Origin of the sequence: Leifsonia sp. NPDC058292 (assembly GCF_042880955.1) — a bacterium.
Lineage (GTDB): Bacteria > Actinomycetota > Actinomycetes > Actinomycetales > Microbacteriaceae > Leifsonia.
Window position 1 is genome coordinate 1 of record NZ_JBHVYL010000009.1, and the last position, 22,096, is coordinate 22,096.

General features: G+C 66.8%; 15 protein-coding genes. 13 read left to right on the top strand and 2 right to left on the bottom strand.

The genetic code is table 11. The features are described 5' to 3' along the window. The first annotated feature begins 110 nt into the window (after window positions 1-110). From ACFVWR_RS07280 to ACFVWR_RS07325, 10 genes are all read left to right on the top strand, one after another. A complete protein-coding gene (locus ACFVWR_RS07280; protein WP_387209564.1) occupies window positions 111-2,825 on the top strand; it encodes a hypothetical protein in 2,715 nt (904 codons plus the stop codon). Beyond that, on the top strand, window positions 2,822-4,759 hold the full coding sequence (locus tag ACFVWR_RS07285; RefSeq protein ID WP_387209566.1) for a hypothetical protein: 1,938 nt from the start codon (window positions 2,822-2,824) through the stop codon (window positions 4,757-4,759). The genes ACFVWR_RS07280 and ACFVWR_RS07285 overlap by 4 nt, the downstream gene beginning before the upstream one ends. A gap of 65 nt (window positions 4,760-4,824) precedes the next feature. Then, on the top strand, window positions 4,825-7,500 hold the full coding sequence (locus ACFVWR_RS07290) for a glycosyl hydrolase (protein WP_387209568.1): 2,676 nt from the start codon (window positions 4,825-4,827) through the stop codon (window positions 7,498-7,500). Continuing rightward, complete coding sequence (locus ACFVWR_RS07295) at window positions 7,497-8,768, top strand: CaiB/BaiF CoA transferase family protein (RefSeq protein ID WP_387209570.1); 1,272 nt, start codon at window positions 7,497-7,499, stop codon at window positions 8,766-8,768. The genes ACFVWR_RS07290 and ACFVWR_RS07295 overlap by 4 nt, the downstream gene beginning before the upstream one ends. Next, entirely contained in the window at window positions 8,761-9,900 is a 1,140-nt protein-coding gene (locus ACFVWR_RS07300) for a GDSL-type esterase/lipase family protein (protein WP_387209572.1), read from the top strand. The genes ACFVWR_RS07295 and ACFVWR_RS07300 overlap by 8 nt, the downstream gene beginning before the upstream one ends. Window positions 9,901-9,973: 73 nt before the next feature. Then, complete coding sequence (gene rhaI / locus ACFVWR_RS07305) at window positions 9,974-11,137, top strand: L-rhamnose isomerase (protein WP_387209574.1); 1,164 nt, start codon at window positions 9,974-9,976, stop codon at window positions 11,135-11,137. Then, window positions 11,137-13,173 carry a bifunctional aldolase/short-chain dehydrogenase gene (locus ACFVWR_RS07310; protein WP_387209576.1) on the top strand — a complete coding sequence of 679 codons (2,037 nt, stop codon included), beginning with the start codon at window positions 11,137-11,139 and terminating at the stop codon, window positions 13,171-13,173. Before rhaI ends, ACFVWR_RS07310 begins: the two co-directional genes overlap by 1 nt. Further along, complete coding sequence (locus ACFVWR_RS07315) at window positions 13,170-14,612, top strand: rhamnulokinase family protein (protein ID WP_387209578.1); 1,443 nt, start codon at window positions 13,170-13,172, stop codon at window positions 14,610-14,612. The genes ACFVWR_RS07310 and ACFVWR_RS07315 overlap by 4 nt, the downstream gene beginning before the upstream one ends. Window positions 14,613-14,645: 33 nt before the next feature. Beyond that, window positions 14,646-15,713: a LacI family DNA-binding transcriptional regulator gene (locus ACFVWR_RS07320; RefSeq protein ID WP_387209580.1), complete on the top strand. Its 1,068-nt coding sequence runs from the start codon at window positions 14,646-14,648 to the stop codon at window positions 15,711-15,713. 317 nt (window positions 15,714-16,030) lie between these two features. After that, window positions 16,031-16,900, top strand: a complete 870-nt coding sequence (locus tag ACFVWR_RS07325) for an alpha/beta hydrolase (RefSeq protein ID WP_387209582.1) — start codon at window positions 16,031-16,033, stop codon at window positions 16,898-16,900. 305 nt (window positions 16,901-17,205) lie between these two features. On the opposite strand, the gene ACFVWR_RS07330 is transcribed toward ACFVWR_RS07325, so the two are convergent. Beyond that, the gene (locus ACFVWR_RS07330) at window positions 17,206-18,387 is read right to left on the bottom strand and encodes an epoxide hydrolase family protein (protein WP_387209584.1); all 1,182 of its coding nucleotides are present in this window, start codon (window positions 18,385-18,387) and stop codon (window positions 17,206-17,208) included. 108 nt (window positions 18,388-18,495) lie between these two features. Here ACFVWR_RS07330 and ACFVWR_RS07335 point away from each other — a divergent pair, with 108 nt between their 5' ends. Next, on the top strand, window positions 18,496-19,098 hold the full coding sequence (locus ACFVWR_RS07335) for a TetR/AcrR family transcriptional regulator (RefSeq protein ID WP_387209586.1): 603 nt from the start codon (window positions 18,496-18,498) through the stop codon (window positions 19,096-19,098). Between the two features lie 83 nt (window positions 19,099-19,181). Continuing rightward, on the top strand, window positions 19,182-20,306 hold the full coding sequence (locus ACFVWR_RS07340) for an epoxide hydrolase family protein (RefSeq protein ID WP_387209588.1): 1,125 nt from the start codon (window positions 19,182-19,184) through the stop codon (window positions 20,304-20,306). A gap of 269 nt (window positions 20,307-20,575) precedes the next feature. On the opposite strand, the gene ACFVWR_RS07345 is transcribed toward ACFVWR_RS07340, so the two are convergent. Beyond that, on the bottom strand, window positions 20,576-21,238 hold the full coding sequence (locus tag ACFVWR_RS07345; RefSeq protein WP_387209590.1) for a TetR/AcrR family transcriptional regulator: 663 nt from the start codon (window positions 21,236-21,238) through the stop codon (window positions 20,576-20,578). A 231-nt stretch (window positions 21,239-21,469) separates the two neighbouring features. On the opposite strand from ACFVWR_RS07345, the gene ACFVWR_RS07350 reads away from it, so the two are divergent. Then, entirely contained in the window at window positions 21,470-22,096 is a 627-nt protein-coding gene (locus ACFVWR_RS07350) for an NADPH-dependent F420 reductase (RefSeq protein WP_387209592.1), read from the top strand.

Here is a 22,096-nt window from a genome sequence, read left to right on the forward strand (position 1 = left end):
GCGCAGCCCTTCGAGCCCGGCGGGCGGGACGACCGAGGAGAGTGCGGCCCGCACCTCGCCCTGGCCCGCCGTCTTTCCACCACTCGTCGCGTATGAGAAGGAAGAACGTCATGAAGAGAAGGATGATCGCGCTCGCGTCAGCCGGGGCACTGCTCGCCTTGACGCTGACAGGAATCAGCCAGCCCGCCTGGGCGAGCAACACCACGTACTACGTGAACAATCAAGCAGGCTCCAACTGCAGCGACACCGGCTCTGCCACCCTCGCGCAGCCCTGGTGCACGTTTACTCCGATCAACGCGCACGGAGCATTCGGGCCGGGTGACCGCATCCTTCTCGCGAAGGGCGCCACCTGGAACCAGCAGATGAATCTCTCCGGCACGGGTACATCGACCAACGGCATCTCGGTCAGCGCCTACGGCACAGGCGCCAACCCGGTCATCAGCAGGAACGACTCGGTCGACGACCGTGGCATCAAGCTCGTCGACGGCGACTACTGGAGTTTCAGCCACCTCGAGGTGGCCCATGCCGCATCCGGCATCCTGGCGTTCTATGACACCACAGGCCACAACGGCTTGAGCTTCACCGACGTCTACGTGCACGACATCAAGGGGCTCATCTTCTTCACGAACGGCTCCACCAACTCTCAGGTGCCGAGCGCGATCGCGGACAATGTGCGCAACTCGTCTGGAATCCAGATCACCGGAAAGTACACCACCTTCTCCGCCAGCGACTATTTTCTCAAGGGCGTCCGGATGGACGAGATCAGCGGTGACCACAACCTCAACACCATCGGCATCGACATGCTCGGGCCGATGGAACAGCTGCAGTCCAACGTCGGAGGCAGCGGCGGAGCCGGCGCCAACATGGTTCAGAATGTCGTCATCGACCACCTCACCAGCCACGACGACAACTGGGGCTGTGACGAAGCGCTCCGCCTGTTCACTGTGAAGCACGCGGTCGTCATGAATTCCGCACTCAACAACGAAGCTCCTTGCGCGAACGCCGGAGGCACGACAGCAGTCATTCTCGGGCACCTCGAAGACGTCTCCATCGTCAACTCCGAGTTCACCAATGTCATGGATACGGGCTCGAACGACGAGAACGCCCTCGACTTCGAGATCTTCAACAACAATGTGAGGGCGCGCAACTCTCTGTTCCAGAACACCGCGGGCTCCGCGATGTCGTTCCTCCGCTTGGGCGGCCGCCCCGGCGACTACTCCACGAACAACGAGTCGTCGTCCAACGTGATGATCAACAACGGTGCGGTCAAGGGATTCGGACCCGTTCTGGCACTCAACCTGGCCAGCTCGACCTCGTTCATCACCGGCACGATCAAAGACAACATCAACGTCAACTCGAACTTCCTCTTCGATCAGGGCGGCGGTTTCGCCGGGTTCTCGACCACGAACAACCAGACGCTGGCCAACGGTTCGGGTGCCGTGTACTTCGCCGCGGCAGACTTCAGCGGCACTCAGGGCGAGAACGGATGGTCGTACCAGATGTACAACGGGTCGGCATATTCCAACCTGGTCTACAACACGGCGGCCGAGAAGTGGACGCCGGCTGGGCAGTCGGTTCCTGAGATCCGGCAGTTCGACCAGCACCCCGACACGACGAGCACCGGTTGGGTCGCCCGGGCATGGACGGCGCCGACCAGCGGCACGGTGAGCCTGCGCGGGCGGATCCTCAAGTCGGACAACACCGGGGGCGGAAACGGGATCCTCGCAAGGATCACGAAGAACGGCAGCCAGATCTGGCCGGCGACTGGCACCCAGACCATCGCCGCGGGTGACGAGTACACCGGGGTGGGCTACGCGCTCGACGGCGTGTCCGTCAACGCCGGGGACGTGCTTCGGTTCGAGACGAACGAGAACGGCGAGTCCTCCAACGACAAGGCGAGCTGGACGCCCAGCGTGGCATACGTCTCGACGCCGAGCGAGGCGTACGACTGGGGCTTCAACGCCGGTCACGAAGGAGGGTGGGGCGTCTTCGGCGCGACGGTGAGCAGCGCGACGGGTTCCGACCCTCACGCCATCAACCTCACGTCGACGGGCACGGATCCGCGCCTGCAGTCCCCTGACCAGCTGCACCTCAACGCAGCTGCCGCCACGACCGTGACAGTCAGGATGAGCAACGCGACCAGCAACACCGCTGGACGGATCTACTTCACGACCCCAGCGTCGCCGTCGCCGACCGAGGCGATGTCGGTGCCGTTCGCGGTGGCGCCGAACAGCGGATACACCACGTATGCCGTTAACATGGCGGCCAACCCGCTGTGGGCGGGCGAGATCAAGTCTCTGAGAGTCGATCCGATCGAGGCGGCGGGCGCGGTGAACGTCGACAGTGTCTCCGTCACCGGGACCGGACCGCTCTACATCAACAGGGTGCTCGACGCCGGCTTCGAGGACCCGTCGGCGAACTTCTACAGCTATGCCCCCGCCGGCGTCTGGCAGTACCTCGGCTCGGCCGGCGTGCAGCGCAACACGAGTGCGTTCAGCGGAACGCAGAAGGCGCCGAGCGGGCAGCAGACGGCGTTCATCCAAGGGACCGACTCCGTGAAGCAGACGCTGAACCTATCGGCCGGCTCCCACACGGTGACCTTCTCCGCCGCTCAGCGCACGAACAATGGCGGTGCGCAGGCCCTGAACTTCTTCGTCGACGGAACGAAGGTGAGCACCTCGGCGTTCGCGATGGCCTCCGGCGGAGCGTTCCAGAGCTTCACGACGCCGAGCTTCACGACCACAGCGGGGTCGCACACGATTCAGTTCACGGGCGCCAACGTGGGAGACAACACGGCGTTCGTGGATCAGGTGGCCATCAAGTGACAGCTCGCTGGGTCTGGAGGAGCGAGGGGAGCCTCGCGCCGACGAACACGTTCACCTGGTTCCGGGCGACCGTTGAGTTGGACGAGCCTCCGGTGGATGCGTCTGTCGGCTTCGCAGCGGACAGCGCAGCCCAGCTCCGGCTGAACGGGCAGGCCTTGCGCCGCAAGGTCACCCGCCTCCACGAGCCGGAGCTGCGAGCGAAGAGCGTACAGGCGGCGCCCCTGCTGCGCCAGGGGCGCAACGTCGGTACCGTGCTCCATCACTATTGGGGTGCGGTCACCACTTTCCAGAGAACCAGCAACGCACACGCCGGCCTCTTCTTCGACAGCTCCTGGCTGGTGAGCGGTGAGGGCTGGCAATGGAAGGCCGCCGAGGAGTTCGAGCGGCACGACGGCCAGTTCCTCGGGCTCGCGGAGGCGGCGGCGCGCCTGCGCTTCCCCGTTAATTGGAACGCGAAAGTTGCCCCCGACCTGCGAGCGGACTCCGGCTTGCTCGCCGTGAGCGGAGAGGGCTGGGAGCGGGGCGTGGTCGTCGACGACGGCCCCTGGCCGGCTGCGCGGGAACCCGTCGAGACGCCGGCGCAGCGGGAGAGCGAGCAGCTTCCTCTCGCCGTGCTGGCGGCCGGCCGAGCGGAGCGTGCCGCCGACTCGGGTGAGGCGCCGACCTCGCCCTCCGTGCTGGCCGCATCGCGCGTGCTCCCCGACGAAGCGATGCGCGTCCACGTCGGTGGGCTGACCGACCGTCAGGAGGTGGTCGTCGGCGGACGAGAAGGGGAGACCCGCTATCTCACCGTCGACTTCGGGCGGCCAGGGCACGGGTTCCCGTTCCTCGAATTGTCGGCCGATGCTGCTGCCGATGTCCAGGTCGACCTCGGCTACGGTGAACTCGCGATCTCGCCATACGACGGCCGTGACCTCGTCACCGAGGACGGCTGGGTCGATGTCGACGGGGTCGCAGCGCGCGGCTACTCCGACCATCTGCGACCGGCAACCGAGCGCAGACGCTACGAATTCCCCGATGAGCGCACGGCCCGCTGGATGACGGTGCACCTCACCTTCGCTGCCGAAGGGTCAGTCGTCCTCCACAGCCTGGGCATCGTGAAGTCGCAGTACGCGCCGCGAGGGTCGTTCCGCTCGGGCGACGAGCGGCTGGACCAGATCGTCAAGCTGTGCGAAATCCACGCCGAAGTGACGATGTCGGATGCCTTCGTCGACATCCCTGGACGGGAAGACGGCCAGTGGATCGAGGATGCTCGACCGCGCGCACAGCTCGCGGAGCGCTGGTACGGCGACACGCGGCTCAGACGGCTGGCGATCAGGACCCTCGCGGAAGGGCAGAGGGCGGACGGTCAGCTCCATCCCTTCTTCCCGAGCAATTTTCCGGCGTATCCGGCGCCGTGGGACTGGTCTGTGCAATGGGTCGCGATGCTCTACGACGACTTCGTCTGGCACAGTGACCTCGACTTCCTGGCGAGCCACTGGCCGACCGTGCTGCGCTTCTGGGACAGGCTTCTGCAGGATGTCGGCGACGACGGCGTCTGGCGTTCCGCTTCGGTGCTCGGGGATGTCCGCAACTCGGTGCTGCCGCAGGAGGGCACGTCGAGCGGGCTGGTCACCCCCTGGATCATCGAGCGGCTCCGGTGGAGTGCGGACATGGCCGACGCGCTGCGGGATGCTCGACACGCGTCGATGTGGCGGGCCGCAGCGGAGCGCATGGCCGAGAGCTTCCGTCAGCTGCACGTCGTCCGCGCGCGCGACGAGGTGTCCGCCATCGTGGCCGATGGCTGTGTCGCGACGCTCGTGTTCCCGCACGAGTTCCACGGCCTGCGGCTTCAGGATGTCGATGGGCCAGGCGAACCGTTCGCCGGCTCGGAGAGCGTGACACTGGCGGGCTCCGGGCGATACACCTTCGAGAGCGTCGGGCCGCTGTGGTGAGCGCGAGGCTCGAACCACTCAGTCCTCAGCGATTCGCCGAGCCGGAGCCTGACGACCGTCCAGGCGTGCGCTGGTGGTGGCAGAGCCGGGTGCCCGTCGAAGAACTGATCAGACAACTCGGCGCGATCTCCGACGCGGGTTTCCGCGAGGTGGAGGTCGCCTTCAGCACGGGAGTCTGGGGCGACGAGTGGCAGCGCCAGGCGCTCGGCGCCGTCCTGGGCGAGGCCGACAGGATCGGCGTTCGCGTCGCGATGACGCTTGGCGCATCCTGGCCGATCAGAACCCCGAACACCGGAGTGGGCACGGAGTTCGTCGCCACGGAGCTGCAGTACGGGATGCTGAGACTCGCCAGCGACACTGCGGGGCCCCTGCGGCTGCCCCTTCCGTTCGACGACGACGGAGCCGGCGGCGGACGCACGCTGACGCTCGAACGCGTGACGGCCGCACGGGTCGTGCAGTGGGCCGATCCACCCACCGTCACCCCCGACGGAATCGTTCCCCCGCTCCACTCCACCGTGCTTCAGATGGACCCGCTCATCGACCTGACGCCGTTCGTGGCCGACTCCATGATTCCGTGGTCACCGCGTGGCGGCGAGTGGGCAGTCTTCGCCTTCTGGGCACGCGACTGCGTCCAGGGCGCGACGAGCTTCCTCGACCGTCGCGCGGTCGCCGCCGCTGCCCGGTATATCGAGAAGCATCAGGTCGGCGCCGGCAATGTCGAGCTGTTGCGCAAGACGGGGTCGGAGTTCTTCGAGGACTCCCTGGAGTTCAACGCCGATTCATTGTTCTGGACGTCTGGCATCGTTGAACGATTCATCGACCGTCACGGATACAACCCGACGCCGTACCTCCCTGTTCTGTTCGCGCACGGGATGTGCCGCTACTGGGTGCCGAACGAGGAGCCTGTGCCCGACTTCGAGTTCGATACAGGGTCCGGCGCGCGAGTGCGCCGCGACTACCACCGCCTGTTGACCGACCTCTACATCTCCGAACGCCTGCTCCCGTTGCAGGCGTGGTCGGTCGATCACGGGATGCGGCACAAGGCGCAGGTCGCCTTCGGGCAGAACCTCGAACCGGTGCGGAGCAACCGCGAGTTCGTGCGGGTCGGCGGCCGGGCGGAGGGGGAGTCGCTGAACTCCGGCGATCGGGCCCCGATGAGCCGCTCCGATGCCACCTGGCGCTTCGCGCTGGACTGGCAACGGTCCGTCGTCGGTGGTGCGCACCAGGGCGGCGCCGTTCGCGTCAGCACGGAACTGGGAGCCCAGTTTCGTGCGGCCTACGCGCTGACTCTCGGGGACCTGCAGCAGTTGCTCGCAAAGGAGTGGGCAGCCGGGCTCACCAAACCGTTCGTCCACGGCGTCGCGACGCAGGCGCCGGGCGTCGCGTGGCCGACGCAGACCCGCTTTCAGAACATCGTCTCCGACAGCTGGAACGACCTCCACTTCCCCGAATGGGCCAACTGGCGCCCGCTCACCGACTACTGGGCTCGGGGCACAGTCGTCCTCGAGACGGGTGTGCCTCGCACGGACATCGCCATCCTTCGTGACGGCTTTCTCACGACGGCCGCGCGGGGAGTGATCGACGACACGCGGGACGCCACCGCACCTGACCGCCTTGCCGACACCGAGGCACTCGAGCGGGCGGGCTTCACCGTGCAGTTCGTCGATCCGATCGGGCTCGCCGGCCAGGAAACGGTCGGAGACGACAGGACGCTGTTCCCCGACGGACCTGCCTACCGCGGACTGATCGTGGATGAGCGGTCCCTTCCTCCCGAGACGGCCGAAGCGATCGCACGCGCAGCGGAGCACGGCGTGCGCGTCGTCATCGTCGGTGAGCCGCCGTCCGCCGATTCGGGTTTCGCAAACGGTGCGGCCGGCGACGAACGCGTGCGCGTCGCGATCGCCCGCGCTCTCGCGCATCCCTCGACGGTGCGGGTCGATCACCAAGCATCGGCGGCGGATGCCTTCGCTCGGCTCGGACTCGTCCCCCGCGCAGAGGCCGGTGGCGAGCCGCTGCTCACCCAGTGGCGCGAGGCCGGGCGGGTCCGATACATCCTCGCCTACAATCCGCTCCCGGGTGCGGTGACCACACGATTGTCGTTCGAGGGCGTCGGCCGCGTGCGCGAACTCGACCTGACGAGCGGTCGCATCGTCCCTGTTCCGCACACGGCGCTGCGGAGTCGCACCGCTGTCCCGACGCTCATCCCCGCCCTCGGCGTGCGGCTCTTCGAGTTGGACGTGTCCGTCGAACCAGAGCAGATCATCGCCGAGCCACCGGTGGAGCAGACCGTCGTGCAGCTCGAAGGCTGGCGCCTCGATGTCGTCAGTGAGGAACCGGGCGGCCCCCGCGACATCGGACTCGACGGTGTCGGCCCAGGGGATTGGCGCACTGTGGAGGCGCTGTGCACCGTCTCCGGAACCGGGCGGTACACCGCTCGCGTCGCGCTTCGGGATGCGCGGCTCGCCAACCAACACGCCGTAATCCTTCTCGGCGGCCTCGCCGGATCGGCGGTGGTGCGCATCGACGGCCGGATCGCCGGAACGGCCTATGTGGACGACACGGTCATCGACCTCGGCGACTCCCTGGTGCACGGTGCCGAGCTCGAGATCATCGTCAGTACGCCGCTCCGCAACGCGGTGATCGCGAGCGGCATCTCACCGCACATAGGTCGTGAGACGTCCCGCGCGCAGGGCTTGATCGGTCCTGTCACGATCCTCGTCTCCGAGCGGAGCGGCTCATGACGATCGCAGCGCGGGCGGATGCTGACGGGACCGCGCCCGGATCGTTGGCGGGTCTCCTGGTCATCGACCTCAGCCGTGCACTGGCGGGACCGCACGCCGCCATGATGCTCGGCGACCTCGGCGCCCGTGTGATCAAGGTCGAAGCGGAGGGAACGGGCGACGACAGTCGCGGCTGGGGTCCGCCGTTCGTCGGCACGGCAGATGACCCGCAGGCGACCTACTTCCTCGCCTGCAACAGAAACAAGGAGTCGATCTGCCTCGACCTCCGGTCGGACGATGGTCGACGGACGCTGGAGCGTCTCGTCGCGCGCGCCGATGTGCTGGTCGAGAACTTCAGAGCGGGCGTCATGGATCGACTCGGTCTCTCGACTGGGCGACTTCACGCGCTGAATCCGCGCCTCGTCGTCCTGTCGATCACCGGTTTCGGCCATGACGGACCAGAGGGCGGCCGCGCCGGCTACGACCAGATCGCTCAGGGCGAGGCAGGCTTGATGTCGATGACGGGGTCGGCGCCGGACGACCCTCAACGGGTAGGCGTGCCGATCGCCGACCTGTTGGCCGGGATCTATGGTGCGTACGGTGTGCTCGCCGGGCTGCATCGGCGGGAGGCAACTGGTTGTGGAGAAGTCGTGCGCACCTCTCTGCTCGCCGCTCTGGTCGGGGCGCACGCCTTCCAGGGCACGCGCGCGACGGTGGCGGGCGACACGCCGCGGGCGCAGGGAAACCACCACCCTTCGATCGCGCCGTACGGGCTCTTCGCATGCCAGGACGGCTCCGTGCAGATCAGCGTAGGCAATGACAAGTTGTGGCACCGGTTCTGCGAAGCGTTCGGGCTCGATCCCGCGGCCCCCGGCTTCGAGACCAATGCGGAGCGGGTCGGTCAGCGCGCAGAGACGACCCGAATGGTCGAGCGAGCGTTCGCCGCATATCCCGCGGAGCGATTGCTCATCCTCCTCGACGAAGCCGGGATCCCTGCGGGTCGCGTGCGCACCCTGGACGAGGTGTACGCCTGGGATCAGGTCGCCTCCCAGGGCCTGCTGGTCGAAGTGGAGCACACGATTCTCGGCACGATCACCCTGCCGGGGCCGCCGCTGAGATTCTTCGAGAGCGACGGGGGCGGCGAGACGGAGACCACCCGCCGACAGCACGAGCCTCCGCCGGCGTTGAACCAGCACGAGGAGCTTATCCGGGCCTGGCTCGACCGGACGGAGCCGGGAGGTCAGGGGTCGGCGATCCACCCCGTACGGAACGAGTCGATCGATGTATGAGCTCACGCGAACGTCCATCGCGAAGGCGCTGGCCGGTGCTCCGGGCGCCGCCGTGCTCGGCTGGGGAGTATCGGTCACGCGGCTACCGGAGTGGGCCAGTCGACAGAGCGGGAACAAGCCTGCGGTCGACTCGTCGGCGAGCAAGCCGTCCGGAGCGCGTTTGCGGTTCAGCACGCGCGCGAGCTGGATCGAGCTGACGGCGATCTTCACGGTCGTGACGGACGGGAGCGCGAACGCCCGAATGGCCGAACCGGTGCTGGCCCTCACGACCGCGACGACCGAGCAGGTCGTTCCGGTGCGCGATGTCGTCGTCCGTCTCGTCCCCGCGGGCGCTGTGCTCGAACTGAAGGAAGAGGGGGCGACCTCCATCCGCTTCGACGTGCCAGAGGCCGGCGGCGAACAGGCGCTCTCACTGTGGCTGCCGCACAACTGCGCCGTCGTCATCACCTCCATCACCGCGGACGAGCCGCTGAAACCCGCGCGTCCGTCCGGACCGCTCTGGACCCACTACGGAAGCTCGATCAGCCAGTGCGACGGGACCTCGACTCCGCTGGGCGTCTGGCCCGTCATCGCGGCCCGCGAGCTGGGCCTCGATCTCACGAGCTTTGCGCTCGCCGGCCAGGCGCACCTCGATCAGTTCGTAGCACGCGCTCTCCGCGAGGTGCCGGCGGATCTGATCTCCCTCAAGCTCGGAATCAACATCGTGAATGCCGCGTCGATGCGGTTGAGGGCCTTCGTGCCGGCCGTGCACGGCTTCCTCGACACCGTCCGTGAGCGACAGCCGTTAACGCCGATCCTCATCATCTCCCCCATCTTCTGCCCAGCCCATGAGGACGCCCCCGGCCCGTCGATCGGCATCGACGGGTACGCGTATTCCGCCGGACTCCCTTTCGTTCCGGGCGACGGGCAGCTGACGCTTCGCGAGATCCGCCGCCTGTTGATGGAGGTCGTGGAAGAGCGCTCGGCCTCGGATGCGAACATTCACTATCTGGATGGTCTCGGGCTTTTCGGCCCCGAGGATGCGGACCTCCTGCTCGACGGCCTGCACCCGAACGAAGAAGGGTATCGGCTCATCGGCTCGAGATTCGTGGACGCAGTCGGCGCACAGATTGCCGGGTGGGTCGAAAGATGAGGGCGGCTCGATGCTAGGGTGAAACGATTCATTGACCCAGGTCCCGGTCAGCTCCACGGAAGAAAGCGAAACAATGACATTCACCGACGACACCGGCTCGCAGCTCGCGCAGCAGGCGATCGAGTTGCCCTCGTGGGCTTTTGGTAATTCGGGAACCCGATTCAAGGTGTTCGGGTCCGCGGGGACTCCACGGGACCCGTTCGAGAAGATCGCGGACGCGGCGCAGGTGCATCAGTACACGGGTCTCGCCCCGTCGGTGGCGCTGCATATTCCGTGGGACGTCGTGGAGTCGTTCTCCGATCTGCGGAAGCATGCGGAGGACCACGGTGTGTCGCTGGGGACGGTGAACTCGAACACTTTCCAGGACGATGACTTCAAGTTGGGGTCAGTGACCCACAGTGACCCCGCGGTTCGGCGGAAAGCGATCGATCACCACTTCCGGTGCATCGACGTCATGGGCGAGACCGGCAGCCGCGACCTCAAAATATGGTTGGCGGATGGGACGAACTATCCGGGCCAGGACGACATCCGGGCCAGGCAGGACCGGCTGGCCGAGTCGTTGGCTGCGATCTATGCCCGGTTGGGTGATGAGCAGCGAATGGTGTTGGAGTACAAGTTCTTCGAGCCGGCGTTTTATCACACGGATGTGCCGGACTGGGGGACAAGCTACGCGCACACCGTCGCCCTCGGTGAAAAGGCCTTCGTCTGTCTCGACACCGGTCATCACGCCCCGGGCACGAACATCGAGTTCATCGTCGCCCAACTATTGCGCCTGGGGAAGCTGGGCTCGTTCGATTTCAACTCGAGGTTCTACGCGGACGACGACCTGATCGTGGGGGCGGCGGACCCATTCCAGTTGTTCCGGATCCTAGCCGAGGTGGTGCGTGGGGGCGGGCTGAACAATCCAGAGGTGGCGTTCATGCTCGATCAGTGCCACAACATTGAGAAGAAGATCCCGGGCCAGATCCGGTCCGTGCTGAATGTGCAGGAGATGACGGCCCGCGCCCTTCTGATCGACCGGGATGCGCTCTCCGCCGCCCAGGCCGCCGGGGATGTGCTGGGTGCGAACGGCATCCTGATGGACGCGTTCTACACGGATGTGCGCCCCGGTCTCGCAGAGTGGCGGGTATCCCGCGGGTTACCGGCGGACCCGATGACCGCGTATGTCGCATCCGGTTACCAGGAGAAGATCGAGGCGGACCGCGTCGGCGGCGCCCAGGCAGGGTGGGGCGCCTGATGACCAACGACACAGCGAAAGCGCTCATCGGCCGGTCGAACCGGCTCGGCGCGGACCCTCGCAACACTAACTACGCCGGCGGCAACACGTCCGCCAAAGGCACGGACATCGACCCTGTGACCGGGGAGCCGGTCGAACTGTTGTGGGTGAAAGGCTCGGGCGGTGACCTAGGCACCCTGAGCGAGGCGGGTCTTGCGGTGCTGCGGCTGGACCGGATGCGCGCGCTCGCGGGTGTGTATCCGGGGGCGGAGCGGGAGGACGAGATGGTGGCGGCGTTCGACTACGCGCTGCACGGCAAAGGTGGGGCGGCACCGTCGATCGACACCGCCATGCACGGCCTTGTGGGCGCAGCGCACGTCGACCATCTGCATCCCGACTCCGGGATCGCGTTCGCGACCGCCGCCGACGGCGAACGGCTCACCGAGGACGCGTTCGGCGGCCGGGTGCTGTGGGTGCCCTGGCGGCGCCCCGGCTTCCAACTCGGGTTGGAAATCGCCGAGCTGCAAGCGGTCAACCCGGACGCGATCGGCTGCATCCTCGGCGGCCACGGCATCACCGCCTGGGGCGACACGTCGGAGGAGGCCGAAACGAACTCGCTGTGGATCATCAAGGCCGCCACCGCATACATCGCCGAGCACGGCAGGCCGGACCCGTTCGGAGGGCAGCTTCCCGGCTTCACGCCTCTGCCCGCCGAGGAGCGACGCGCGAAGGCCGCCGCTCTCGCGCCGACCATACGCGGACTCGCCTCGCATGACCTCGCGCAGGTGGGGTCGTTCACCGATGCCCAGGTCGTGCTGGACTTCCTCGCCTCCGAGGAGCACTCAAGACTCGGCGCTCTCGGCACCTCGTGTCCCGACCACTTCCTGCGCACCAAGGTGAAGCCGCTCATCCTCGACCTGCCGGCGACCGCCTCCATCGAGGAGTCCATCGCCCGGCTGAAGGCACTGCACGTGCAGTACCGGGCCGAGTACCAGGCGTACTACGACCGCTATGCAACGCCCGCGTCTCCCGCGATCCGCGGAGCAGACCCCGCGATCGTGCTCATCCCCGGCGTGGGGATGTTCTCCTACGGCGCGAGCAAGCAGACCGCCCGCGTCGCCGGTGAGTTCTATGTCAACGCCATCAACGTGATGCGCGGAGCCGAAGCACTCTCCACCTACGCGCCGATCAGCGACGCGGAGAAGTTTCGCATCGAATACTGGGCGCTCGAAGAGGCGAAGCTGCAGCGGCTGCCGATGCCTAAATCGCACGCCACCCGCGTGGCGCTCGTGACGGGCGCCGCATCCGGGATCGGCAAGGCCATCGCCACCCGACTCGCGGCGGAGGGCGCGTGCGTCGTCATCGCCGACCTCAACCTCGAGAAAGCGAAGGCCGCGGCCGCCGAGCTCGGATCGACGGATGTCGCGATCGGCGTTCAGGCGGATGTCACCAGCGAGAAGGACATCCTCGCCGGGATCGATGCGGCGCTCCTGCAGTTCGGCGGGCTGGACCTGGTGGTGAACAACGCCGGTCTCTCCATCTCGAAACCACTGCTGGAGACCACCGCAGCCGACTGGGACCTGCAGCACAACGTCATGGCGAAGGGTTCCTTCCTGGTCTCTCGCGCCGCGGCCAAGGTGCTCATCGAGCAGGAGATGGGCGGCGACATCGTCTACATCTCGTCGAAGAACTCGGTGTTCGCTGGTCCGAACAACATCGCGTACTCGGCCACGAAAGCCGACCAGGCGCACCAGGTGCGGCTGCTGGCTGCCGAGCTCGGCGAGCACGGCGTGAAAGTCAACGGGATCAATCCGGACGGCGTCGTGCGTGGGTCCGGGATCTTCGCGGGAGGCTGGGGAGCAAAACGCGCTGCGGTCTACGGAGTGCCCGAAGACGAGTTGGGCCAGTACTACGCCCAGCGCACTCTGCTCAAGCGGGAGGTATTGCCCGACCACGTGGCCAACGCCGTCGCCGTCCTCACCGGAAGCGACCTCACCCACACGACCGGGCTGCACATCCCTGTCGACGCGGGCGTCGCCGCCGCATTCCTCCGATGACGGAAGCTGGCGTCGTCGCCGCCATCGACCTCGGGGCCGCCAGCGGCCGCGTGATGCTCGGCTACGTCGGAGACGACGAGCTCCGCCTGGTGCCTGTCACCCGTTTTCCCAACATTCCTGTGCGCACCATCGACGGTCTCCACTGGAACATCCTGGAGCTCTACAACGGCATCGGCGCCGGACTGAGCGCTGCCGCACGCCTGGAGCCCGAGGTCCGCAGCATCGGCATCGACAGCTGGGCCGTCGACTACGCACTGCTCTCCGGTGGGCGGATGTTGGGAAACCCGTATCACTATCGTGACGAACGGTCGTCGCGCGGGGTCGCAGCAACGCACGAGCGCGTGCCTGCCGCCGACCTGTTCCGGCGGAACGGCCTGCAGTTCCTGCCGTTCAACACGCTCTACCAGCTGGTCTCCGACCAACAGGGCGGCTGGCTGGACCACTCGGACACGATGCTCCTGATCCCCGACCTGATCGGCTACTGGCTCACCGGCGAGCCGACCGCCGAGCGCACGAACGCGTCGACCACCGGGTTGCTCAACATCCACACGCAGCGCTGGGACGAGCAATTGCTTGATGTGCTCGGAATCCCCTGGTCCCTCATGCCGCGACTCGTTGATTCCGGCACAACGATCGGGATGCTCGAGGCCGGTGCGGCGAACAGGCTCGGCTTCCGTACCCCGCCCGCCGTCACCGCTGTCGGCTCGCACGACACGGCCTCTGCGGTGGTCGCCGTCCCGACGCGCACGGAGAACTTCGCGTACATCTCGAGCGGCACTTGGTCGCTCGTAGGAGTCGAGCTCGACCATCCGGTGGTCACCGAGGCGAGCAGAGAAGCGAACTTCACCAACGAGCGCGGCGTAGACGACCGTGTCCGGTTCCTGACGAACGTCTCGGGCCTGTGGCTGCTCACGGAATCGATCAGGACGTGGGAACGCGAAGACTCGACCAGGATCGAGCTCGCCCCCCTGCTGCGGCAGGCCGCCGACGTCACTGATCCGATGCCGCGCTTCGACGTGGGCGACCCCGTGTTCATCGCGCAGGGCGACATGCCCCTGCGCATCGCCGAGTGGTGCACGAACAGGGGGCGCCGGCCTCCGCAAACGCGTGCTGAGTTCGTGCGCAGCATTCTCGAGAGCCTCGCGGACGCATACGCCGACGCACTCGAACAGGCGAGCCAGCTGTCTGGACACCGCATCGACGTCATCCACATCGTCGGGGGAGGGTCGCAGAACGAACTGCTCTGCCAGCTCACCGCCGACAGGGCAGGCCGCCCGGTCATCGCGGGGCCCGTCGAGGCCACGGCGATCGGCAACGTGCTCGTGCAGGCGCGATCCCAGGGGCTCATCCACGGGCCACTGGAAGTGCTCCGCAGTAGAGTCGCCTCCGCCACGTCGCTGCAGCGTTTCGCACCGAGGACAGTGGGTGCTTTGCGATGACGACCATCGTGATGCGGAGGCCGTGATGACGTCATGAGCTCACGTGTCGGCGGAAGGGTTCCCGGGATCACCGACGTCGCCCGCCTGGCGGCCGTGTCTGTCGGGACGGTCTCGAACGTGCTCAACAACCCGAGGAAGGTCGCGCCGCATACGCTGACGCGGGTTGTCGACGCGATCGAGACGCTCGGATTTGTCCGCAACACCAATGCGCGCAACCTCGCACAGGGGACCTCCCAGGCGATCGGACTGTCGCTGATCGACATCAGCAACACGCTGTTCGTCGACATCGCGCGAGGCGCCCAGGAGGCTGCGGCGGAAGCAGGGCTCAACCTGCTGCTCGCCAATGCCGACAACGACTTCGAGACCCAGAACAAGAACCTCGCCTTCCTGGACGGCGCACGCGTCGACGGGATGCTCCTGGCGCCCATGCAGGACTCGCAGGCCAGCATCGAACGGGTGCGCCGACGGGGCCGTCCCGTCGTCGTCATCAACTACGTCTCTGACGTGCAGGACGCCTGCACTGTCTTGGTCGACAACGAACTCGTCGGCTACCTGGCCGCACGTCACCTGTTGGATCTGGGACGCACCAGGATCGCCTTTGTCGGCGGCAGCGACGACCTGCAACCCGTTCACCTTCGCCGTGCAGGAGCTAGGAGGGCGATCGAGGAGGAAGCAGGGCGCATCAGCCTCGAAGAGCTCTCGACGAGCGACCTCAACGAGGCCGGTGGACGAAAGGCGGGCATCACACTGGCCGAGCGGCCACCCGACACTCGACCGGACGGCGTGATTGCCGTCACCGATCTCGTGGGCGCCGGCGCTATCGAGGAGCTCTATCGGCGCGGGATCGCGGTTCCCGGTGACATCGCGGTCATGGGCTGCGACTACAACTCCGGTGCCTGGGGTGGCTCCGTTCCGCTGACCACCGTCAGTATGCGCGGATACGACATCGGCCGTGAGTCGGCTCGCCTCCTCATCGAGGAGATCACGTCCCCGCCTGCGGCGCACATCCATCGGACCGTGATGCTCCAACCCGACCTCATCGAACGGGAGAGCACCGTCGGACGACCGCACCCAGCCCGGGGGAAAGGACGAGGCTTGTGACGGACCACACCGATGACACGATCGACCCGGAAGCCTCACCGGCCCCGACCACCCTTCGAGCGGACGGCCTCTCCCCGTCATCGCCCAGCGACCGGCCACTCAGAATCGTCACCACCGATCGGCCGCGCCTGTCGTGGGTGGTGCCGCTCGTCCGCACGGGACAGAAGCAGCCCGAGTACCGGGTCGTTGCAGCGTCGCACGCGCATCCGGCGAGAACTGCGGCATTGTCTGGGGCGGGCGCGCGCAGCTCGAGGTCGCCCCCGGCCGCTATGTCGGTCACCCCTATTGAATCGTTCCATTCCAGTGAAAGGCGCTCCATGCTCGGATCGATCACCCAACTCGTCATCCCCGGCCCGTCCGGACCGATCGGCGCGCGGCTCTACGCGCCCACGGCATCCGGTGCTGCGGAGGGGGACGCGCCCCCGCCCGCGCTCGTCTGGCTGCACGGAGGCGGGTTCTCCGGCGGCGATCTCGACATGCCGGAAGCGCACTGGGTCGGGACGGCGCTGGCCGAACGCGGGCACCCCGTCGTCACGGTCGACTACCGGCTGGTGACGGACACCGTGCGCTATCCCGTCCCATCGAACGACGTCCTCGCCGCGTGGGCTTGGGTGCTCGACCACCGCTCTGAACTGAACATCACAGGCACGGTACACCTTGGTGGGGCCAGCGCGGGAGGCAACCTCGCCGCAGGAGCGGCGCTGCGTCTCAGGGACAAGGACCCCAGCGCAGTGAGCGCGGAAGTCCCGAAGACCGTGATCCTGGCTTACCCGACTCTGCACTCCGTCCAACCGGAACCATCGGACGAGCTGGCCGCGCACCTGCAGACGATTCCAGTGGAGCGCCGGAACGCTCCCGGCTACGTGAAAGCGATGTACGCCCGCTTTCTGCCTGCGCTGGATGCGGACGCCGGGCCGGCGCTCTATGCCGCGGTTCCCGGCGCCGCCGATCCGAGCGGACTGCCGCCCATCCTGATCGCTGGGAGCACGGTCGACATGCTTCGCGCATCGGCGGAAGATTTTGTCGCATCGCTCGCCGCGCACGGCGTCCAGCACGAGTATTTCGTGGAGGCGGACACGGAGCATGGGCATCTGAATCGGCCAGAGGCGCCGGCAGCGACGGCCACGATCGACCGGTTCCATTCCTGGCTGTCCAGCCACGCCGTGCGCGGGGCAACGGACAGCTGACAATTCGCAACCCAGCTTCCGCTGCACCAAGCACGCCCCGGATTGAGCGGGCTGGTGCGGTCGCATCGTGGACTGGACGCCGGGTCGCCAAGCTCAGGCGGACAGCCTGCCGAACACCTCGTTGGATGCCGACGGGTACGTCTGTTCGTGGTCTGATTCTCAGAGATGGCCGTTTCCCGATCCCGCACTCTGCGACGGCTCTTCACTTCTAATGCGATGTACATCCTGCGCGCCTGGCGCTATGTCGCATGGACGGGCGAAGCCCTGCGCAGGCGCCGAGCTCGGCGTGAAGTGACGCTCGACCGTCACGACCCGGTCTGCAGTGCCCCTCGCAATGACCGGAGGCCGACCCGGATCTCGTCGACCAAGATCTCAGGCTGTTCAAGGGCGGCGAAGTGTCCGCCCTTGTCGGCCTCGGCGTAGTGGATGAGGTTGGTGTACTTGTCCTCGATCCAGCTCCGTGGAAGCAGCGGGATGTCCTTCGGGAAGACTGTGACGGCGACCGGGAGCGTCAGTGCCGGACCGGCCATCGTTGCCGCACGGTTCTCCCAGTAGATGCGCGCTGAGGATGCCGCCGAGTTGGTGAACCAGTAGAGCGAGATGGTATCGAGGATTGTCTCAAGGGGGATCGCATCCTCCGCAAAGCCTGCATTGTCCGTCTTGGACTGGAACTTTTCGTAGATCCAGGCAGCCTGACCGGCGGGCGAGTCGGCCAGCGCGAACCCCGGTGTTTCCGGCTTCGTGCCCTGCAGGTGGTTCGATCCGCCAAGCACGCCGCCGTACAGGGTAAGGGTGTCCATAGCGTGCTGCTCCTCCGGGGACAGCTTCTTGGGGATCTCCTCGGGGAATGCGTACGGCGTGTTGAGATGGATACCGAGCAAACCGTCAGGCTGCGCCTTCGCGAGCATGGTCGTCACCACGGAACCCCAGTCGCCGCCGTGCGCCGCCCAGCGGGTGTACCCGAGCCGGCGCATCAACTCTGTCCACGCTGCGGCAATCCGATCCACGTTCCATCCGATACCCGTCGGCTTGCCGGAGAACCCGAAACCGGGCAGCGACGGGATCACGACGTCGAATGCGTCCTCGGCCCGGCCGCCGTGAGCGACGGGATCGGTGAGTGGGTCGATCATCCGCAGGAAGTCGATCACCGAGCCCGGCCAACCATGGGTCAGGAGCAGCGGCATGGCGTCGGGGTGGGGAGATCGTACGTGGATGAAGTGGATGTCGAGGCCGTCGATTTCCGTGAGGAACTGCGGGTGACGATTGAGTGCTGTCTCGAAGCGGCGCCAGTCGTAGTCGTGCTCCCAATGGTCGACCAGCGCCCTGGCGTGATCCGACCGCACCCCCTGGGACCAGTCGGCGACCGTTTCCGGATTCGGCCAGCGAGTCCGCCGGAGCCGGTCCCGGAGGTCGCGGATGTCGTCGTCCGGGATGGCGACAGAGAAGGTCCGAACGGGTGTGGCAGTGTCAGGCGGTTGAGTGGTCACGCGGGAACCTCCTGGGGTGTCTGAAGCATGGGGTCTCAATGCACATACATGTGCAACGGAACACTCTGGACCCTACTCGGTTGCACAACTATGTGCAACCATGGGCTTATGGCGTTGGATGCGGCTCGTGAGCGGGCAATGCAGGAGACCAGGACCCGGATCCTCGACGTCGCGCGCGACCTGCTCGGACAGCATCCGAATTCAGGGATGGGCGAGATCGCTCGTGCCGCCGGCGTCGTCCGTCGGACCGTGTACGGCTACTTCCCCGCACGCGGCGACCTCGTGCGAGCCCTTGCGACCCAGGCAGCGGGCGAGATCTCTGCCGTGTTGACCGACGTCGATCGCCCCGGGCTGTCCGCGGATGAGGCGTGGGCACGGTTCGTCCGGGAGCTGTGGCCGCTCGCGCACCGGTACCGCGTGCTGCTGGCGCTGCGCCGCGGCGACCACGGCGACGAGATCCACGCTGTGTTGCGCTCCGTCGACGCAAAGCTCGCGACCCTGATCCAGCGCGGCCAAAATGACGGCGTGATCGGTACCCACCTACCTCCCGACGTCCTCGCACGCCTCAGCTACGCGACGGTATTCGCGATCGCCGACGACCGGCGCGGCGATCCGACTCTCGATGCCCGTGCAGCGACCATTACCAGCCTGTTGATGCTCGGCGTGACAGCCGAACGCGCGCATGAGATCCTGCGTCGCGCCTCGCTCTGAGGACGAGCAGCGCATCGAGCGACAGTGCGTTGCGGGGCAAGATGGGGAAGCACAGTGCGTGCCGGCCCTGACTACGGAGAATCATGACTAACCTTTTCGACATCCGGGTGCCTGCCGAGGATGTGGATGACCTGCGGAGCCGGATCCGCCGTACGCGATGGTCGCCGACCTGGCCGGTCGAGGGATGGGAAGCAGGGACGGATCAGGGCACGTTGCGTCGCCTGGCCGAGCGTTGGGCGAACGACTTCGACTGGGACGCCCGTCAGCGTGAGATCCGCGCGCTACCCTGGGCGAGCGTCTCGCTGGACGGGACACCGCTGTCATACCTCCGCTTCGACGCGGAGCGGCCGGGCCGCCTTCCTCTCGTTCTGACCAACGGCTGGCCCAGCTCAGCCCTCGAGCTCGTCGACCTCGCAAGGCGTCTCGCTTCGCCCTCCATCCATGGAGGAGATGCGGCGGACGCCGTGACGGTCATCGTGCCCGCCCTGCCGGGGTTCCCGTTCTCGCCTCAGCGGCCCACCCTCGATGATCAGACCCATGAGCTCTGGCACCGTCTGATGACCGACGAACTGGGCTTCGAGAGATACACCGCGCACGGAGGCGATCTCGGAGCGGGCATCACCTCGCGCCTCGCCGAGAGCCATCCGGACTCCGTCGCGGGCATCCATCTCCTCGCCGTCGCGGGCCCGCCCCAGGTCGATGCGGCGACGGTGACCGCCGAGGAGCGCGCGTACCTTGACGAGGTGCAGGCGTGGACGGCGGCCGAGGGCGGGTACCAGCATCAGCAGCAGACTCGCCCGCTCACTCTCGCCCCTGCCCTCTCGGACTCGCCGGTCGGATTGCTGTCCTGGATCCTCGAGAAGCACCGCGCCTGGAGTGACAGCGGCGGCGACGTCTCACGCCGCTTCAGCGACGACTACCTCTTGACTCTCGCGTCGCTGTACTGGTTCAGCGGCTCCATCTCCACCTCGCTCCGCCCCTATTTCGAATACGCATCCGGGCACACGATCCGAGTGACGAGAGTGGATGTGCCCACCGCCGTCGCGGTCTTCCCACACGACCTGACGCATCCGCCTCGCAGCTGGGCGGAGCGAACCTACAACATCGTTCGGTATGCCGTCATGCCCCGCGGTGGCCACTTCGCCCCGCACGAAGAACCCGGACTCCTCGCGGCTGACATCACCGCGTTTCACCGCCTCCTGTCCTGACCGAACCCTCCGAAGGGAGATGCGGCACAGGGTTGCGCCCCTTCTACGGAGCGCCATGACGTCGATCCGAATCTGTTCTAGCTCGACGGCCGCCGGCTGTACGGTGCGGATGACGCGGACCGATCGCCGTTGTCGGACGCGCTGCATCCGGATGCCGAGACCCACCGCCTGATAGGGGAGCGGTTTGCGCAGCTGACATTAGCGGAAGGCGGCCTGTTCGCGGATGGTGGCGCGCTGGGTCTGTTGCGCAGCTCAAGGCTGCGTGGTGTCTAATCCGCCGTGCTGAGATGGACCATGGCGTCGTAGAGCTGCTCGTCCGTCATCGGCGGCTCCGGGAGCGGATGCGCAGCTTGCGCTCGATACGCGTCGAGCATGAGGTGGAGCTGGCGCTGCCATGCATTGGGCGCGGAGGCGCTGGTGGCGTCGATCATCCGGCCGTTGGACCAGATGAGATTCACGATGTCGGCCAGCGTGATGTCGGGGCGTACCACGCCGGCTTCTTGGGCTCGGGTGAGCACGTCGTCGATCTGTCGACACATCTCGTCGTGTATGCGCTCGGTTTCCGGACTGCCGGGAAAGCGGCGGGAGAGGAAGTCGTTGAAGCCTCGGTCGCCCGCCTGCACGCGGAACAGATTTTCCAGGTAGGAGACGAAGCCGTCCCACGGATCGTCGACCTCCAGAGCCTTCTCGGACCCGTCGAGGAACTCCCGGAGGCGGGGCTCGAAGGCGGCCAGGAGAAGGTGCAGGCGGGTGGGGAAGTGGCGGTACAGGGTTCCGATGGCGACCCCGGCCTGGCGGGCGATCCTCTCCAATGAGGCATCCACCCCGCGGGCGGCGAACTCACTGCGCGCGGCGGCGACGAGCCGGTCATAGCGCTCCTGCGCGTCGCGTCGCCGGGGCATCCGGGTGCGCACGACGTCGTTGATGCTCATCTGGCCGATTCTACCTTCGAAACCGAGGGTGCCCTCCGGTTTGTGCAGCAGCGCCGCACGAGCGTCGAGAGCAGAATGCGCTGCGCCAACATTCTTGCCATCGTCCGGAATAGATGAGGCACCCCTCCGGTTCCAGTCACTAACCGGAGGGGTGCCTCACTCTAGCGTTCGAGTCGAACGCTCAGCGAGTACCCACGGCGAACCGAAACAGACACCAACAAGGAGCACCTCATGACAAGCGTCAGCATCATCGGCTCGGGGAACATGGCAAGCGCTATCGGCACCCTGGCCCTCAAGGGCGGCAACACCCTCGAGATCATCAGCCGGAATCCGGACAAGGCCGCAGCCCTGGCACAGGCGCTCGGCAAGGGCGCTACGACGGGAAGGTGGGGCGCGAAGCCGAGTGGGGACGTCGTCATCCTGGCGGTGCTGTTCGAAGCCGCCGTGTCGGTGGCCAGCGAGTTCGGAGAGGCACTGGCCGGCAAGATCGTCGTCGACATCACGAATCCCTTCAACCCGAGCTCCACAGGCCTGGCCATCCCTGAAGACACGTCCATCGCGCAGATGGTCGCTGAGGCGGCTCCTGCGAGCACACACGTCGTGAAGGCGTTCAATACGCTCTTCAGCCACGTCCTGGCCGCTGGCGACCCCGTGGATGTGTTCATTGCCGGCGACGACCCGCAAGCCAAGGCGAGTCTGTCGGCGTTCATCACAAGCCTCGGACTTCGCCCCCGGGACGCCGGCGACCTGAGCATGGCGCACTGGTTGGAGAGCGCGAGCCTGCTGGAGATGGGCTTGGCCCGGAACGGTCTGGGGTTCGACATCTCCCTCGGCGTCAACCTCGGAAGGACGAAGTAA

Excerpts from the sequence above, each read along its gene's own strand:
- ACFVWR_RS07310 (WP_387209576.1), top strand. The coding sequence starts at position 11,137 with ATGACCAACGACACAGCGAAAGCGCTCATCGGCCGGTCGAACCGGCTC.
- ACFVWR_RS07280 (WP_387209564.1), top strand. The coding sequence starts at position 111 with ATGAAGAGAAGGATGATCGCGCTCGCGTCAGCCGGGGCACTGCTCGCC.
- ACFVWR_RS07335 (WP_387209586.1), top strand. The coding sequence starts at position 18,496 with ATGGCGTTGGATGCGGCTCGTGAGCGGGCAATGCAGGAGACCAGGACC.
- rhaI (WP_387209574.1), top strand. The coding sequence starts at position 9,974 with ATGACATTCACCGACGACACCGGCTCGCAGCTCGCGCAGCAGGCGATC.
- ACFVWR_RS07315 (WP_387209578.1), top strand. The coding sequence starts at position 13,170 with ATGACGGAAGCTGGCGTCGTCGCCGCCATCGACCTCGGGGCCGCCAGC.
- ACFVWR_RS07300 (WP_387209572.1), top strand. The coding sequence starts at position 8,761 with ATGTATGAGCTCACGCGAACGTCCATCGCGAAGGCGCTGGCCGGTGCT.
- ACFVWR_RS07295 (WP_387209570.1), top strand. The coding sequence starts at position 7,497 with ATGACGATCGCAGCGCGGGCGGATGCTGACGGGACCGCGCCCGGATCG.
- ACFVWR_RS07345 (WP_387209590.1), bottom strand. The coding sequence starts at position 21,238 with ATGAGCATCAACGACGTCGTGCGCACCCGGATGCCCCGGCGACGCGAC.
- ACFVWR_RS07320 (WP_387209580.1), top strand. The coding sequence starts at position 14,646 with ATGAGCTCACGTGTCGGCGGAAGGGTTCCCGGGATCACCGACGTCGCC.
- ACFVWR_RS07325 (WP_387209582.1), top strand. The coding sequence starts at position 16,031 with ATGCTCGGATCGATCACCCAACTCGTCATCCCCGGCCCGTCCGGACCG.
- ACFVWR_RS07340 (WP_387209588.1), top strand. The coding sequence starts at position 19,182 with ATGACTAACCTTTTCGACATCCGGGTGCCTGCCGAGGATGTGGATGAC.
- ACFVWR_RS07350 (WP_387209592.1), top strand. The coding sequence starts at position 21,470 with ATGACAAGCGTCAGCATCATCGGCTCGGGGAACATGGCAAGCGCTATC.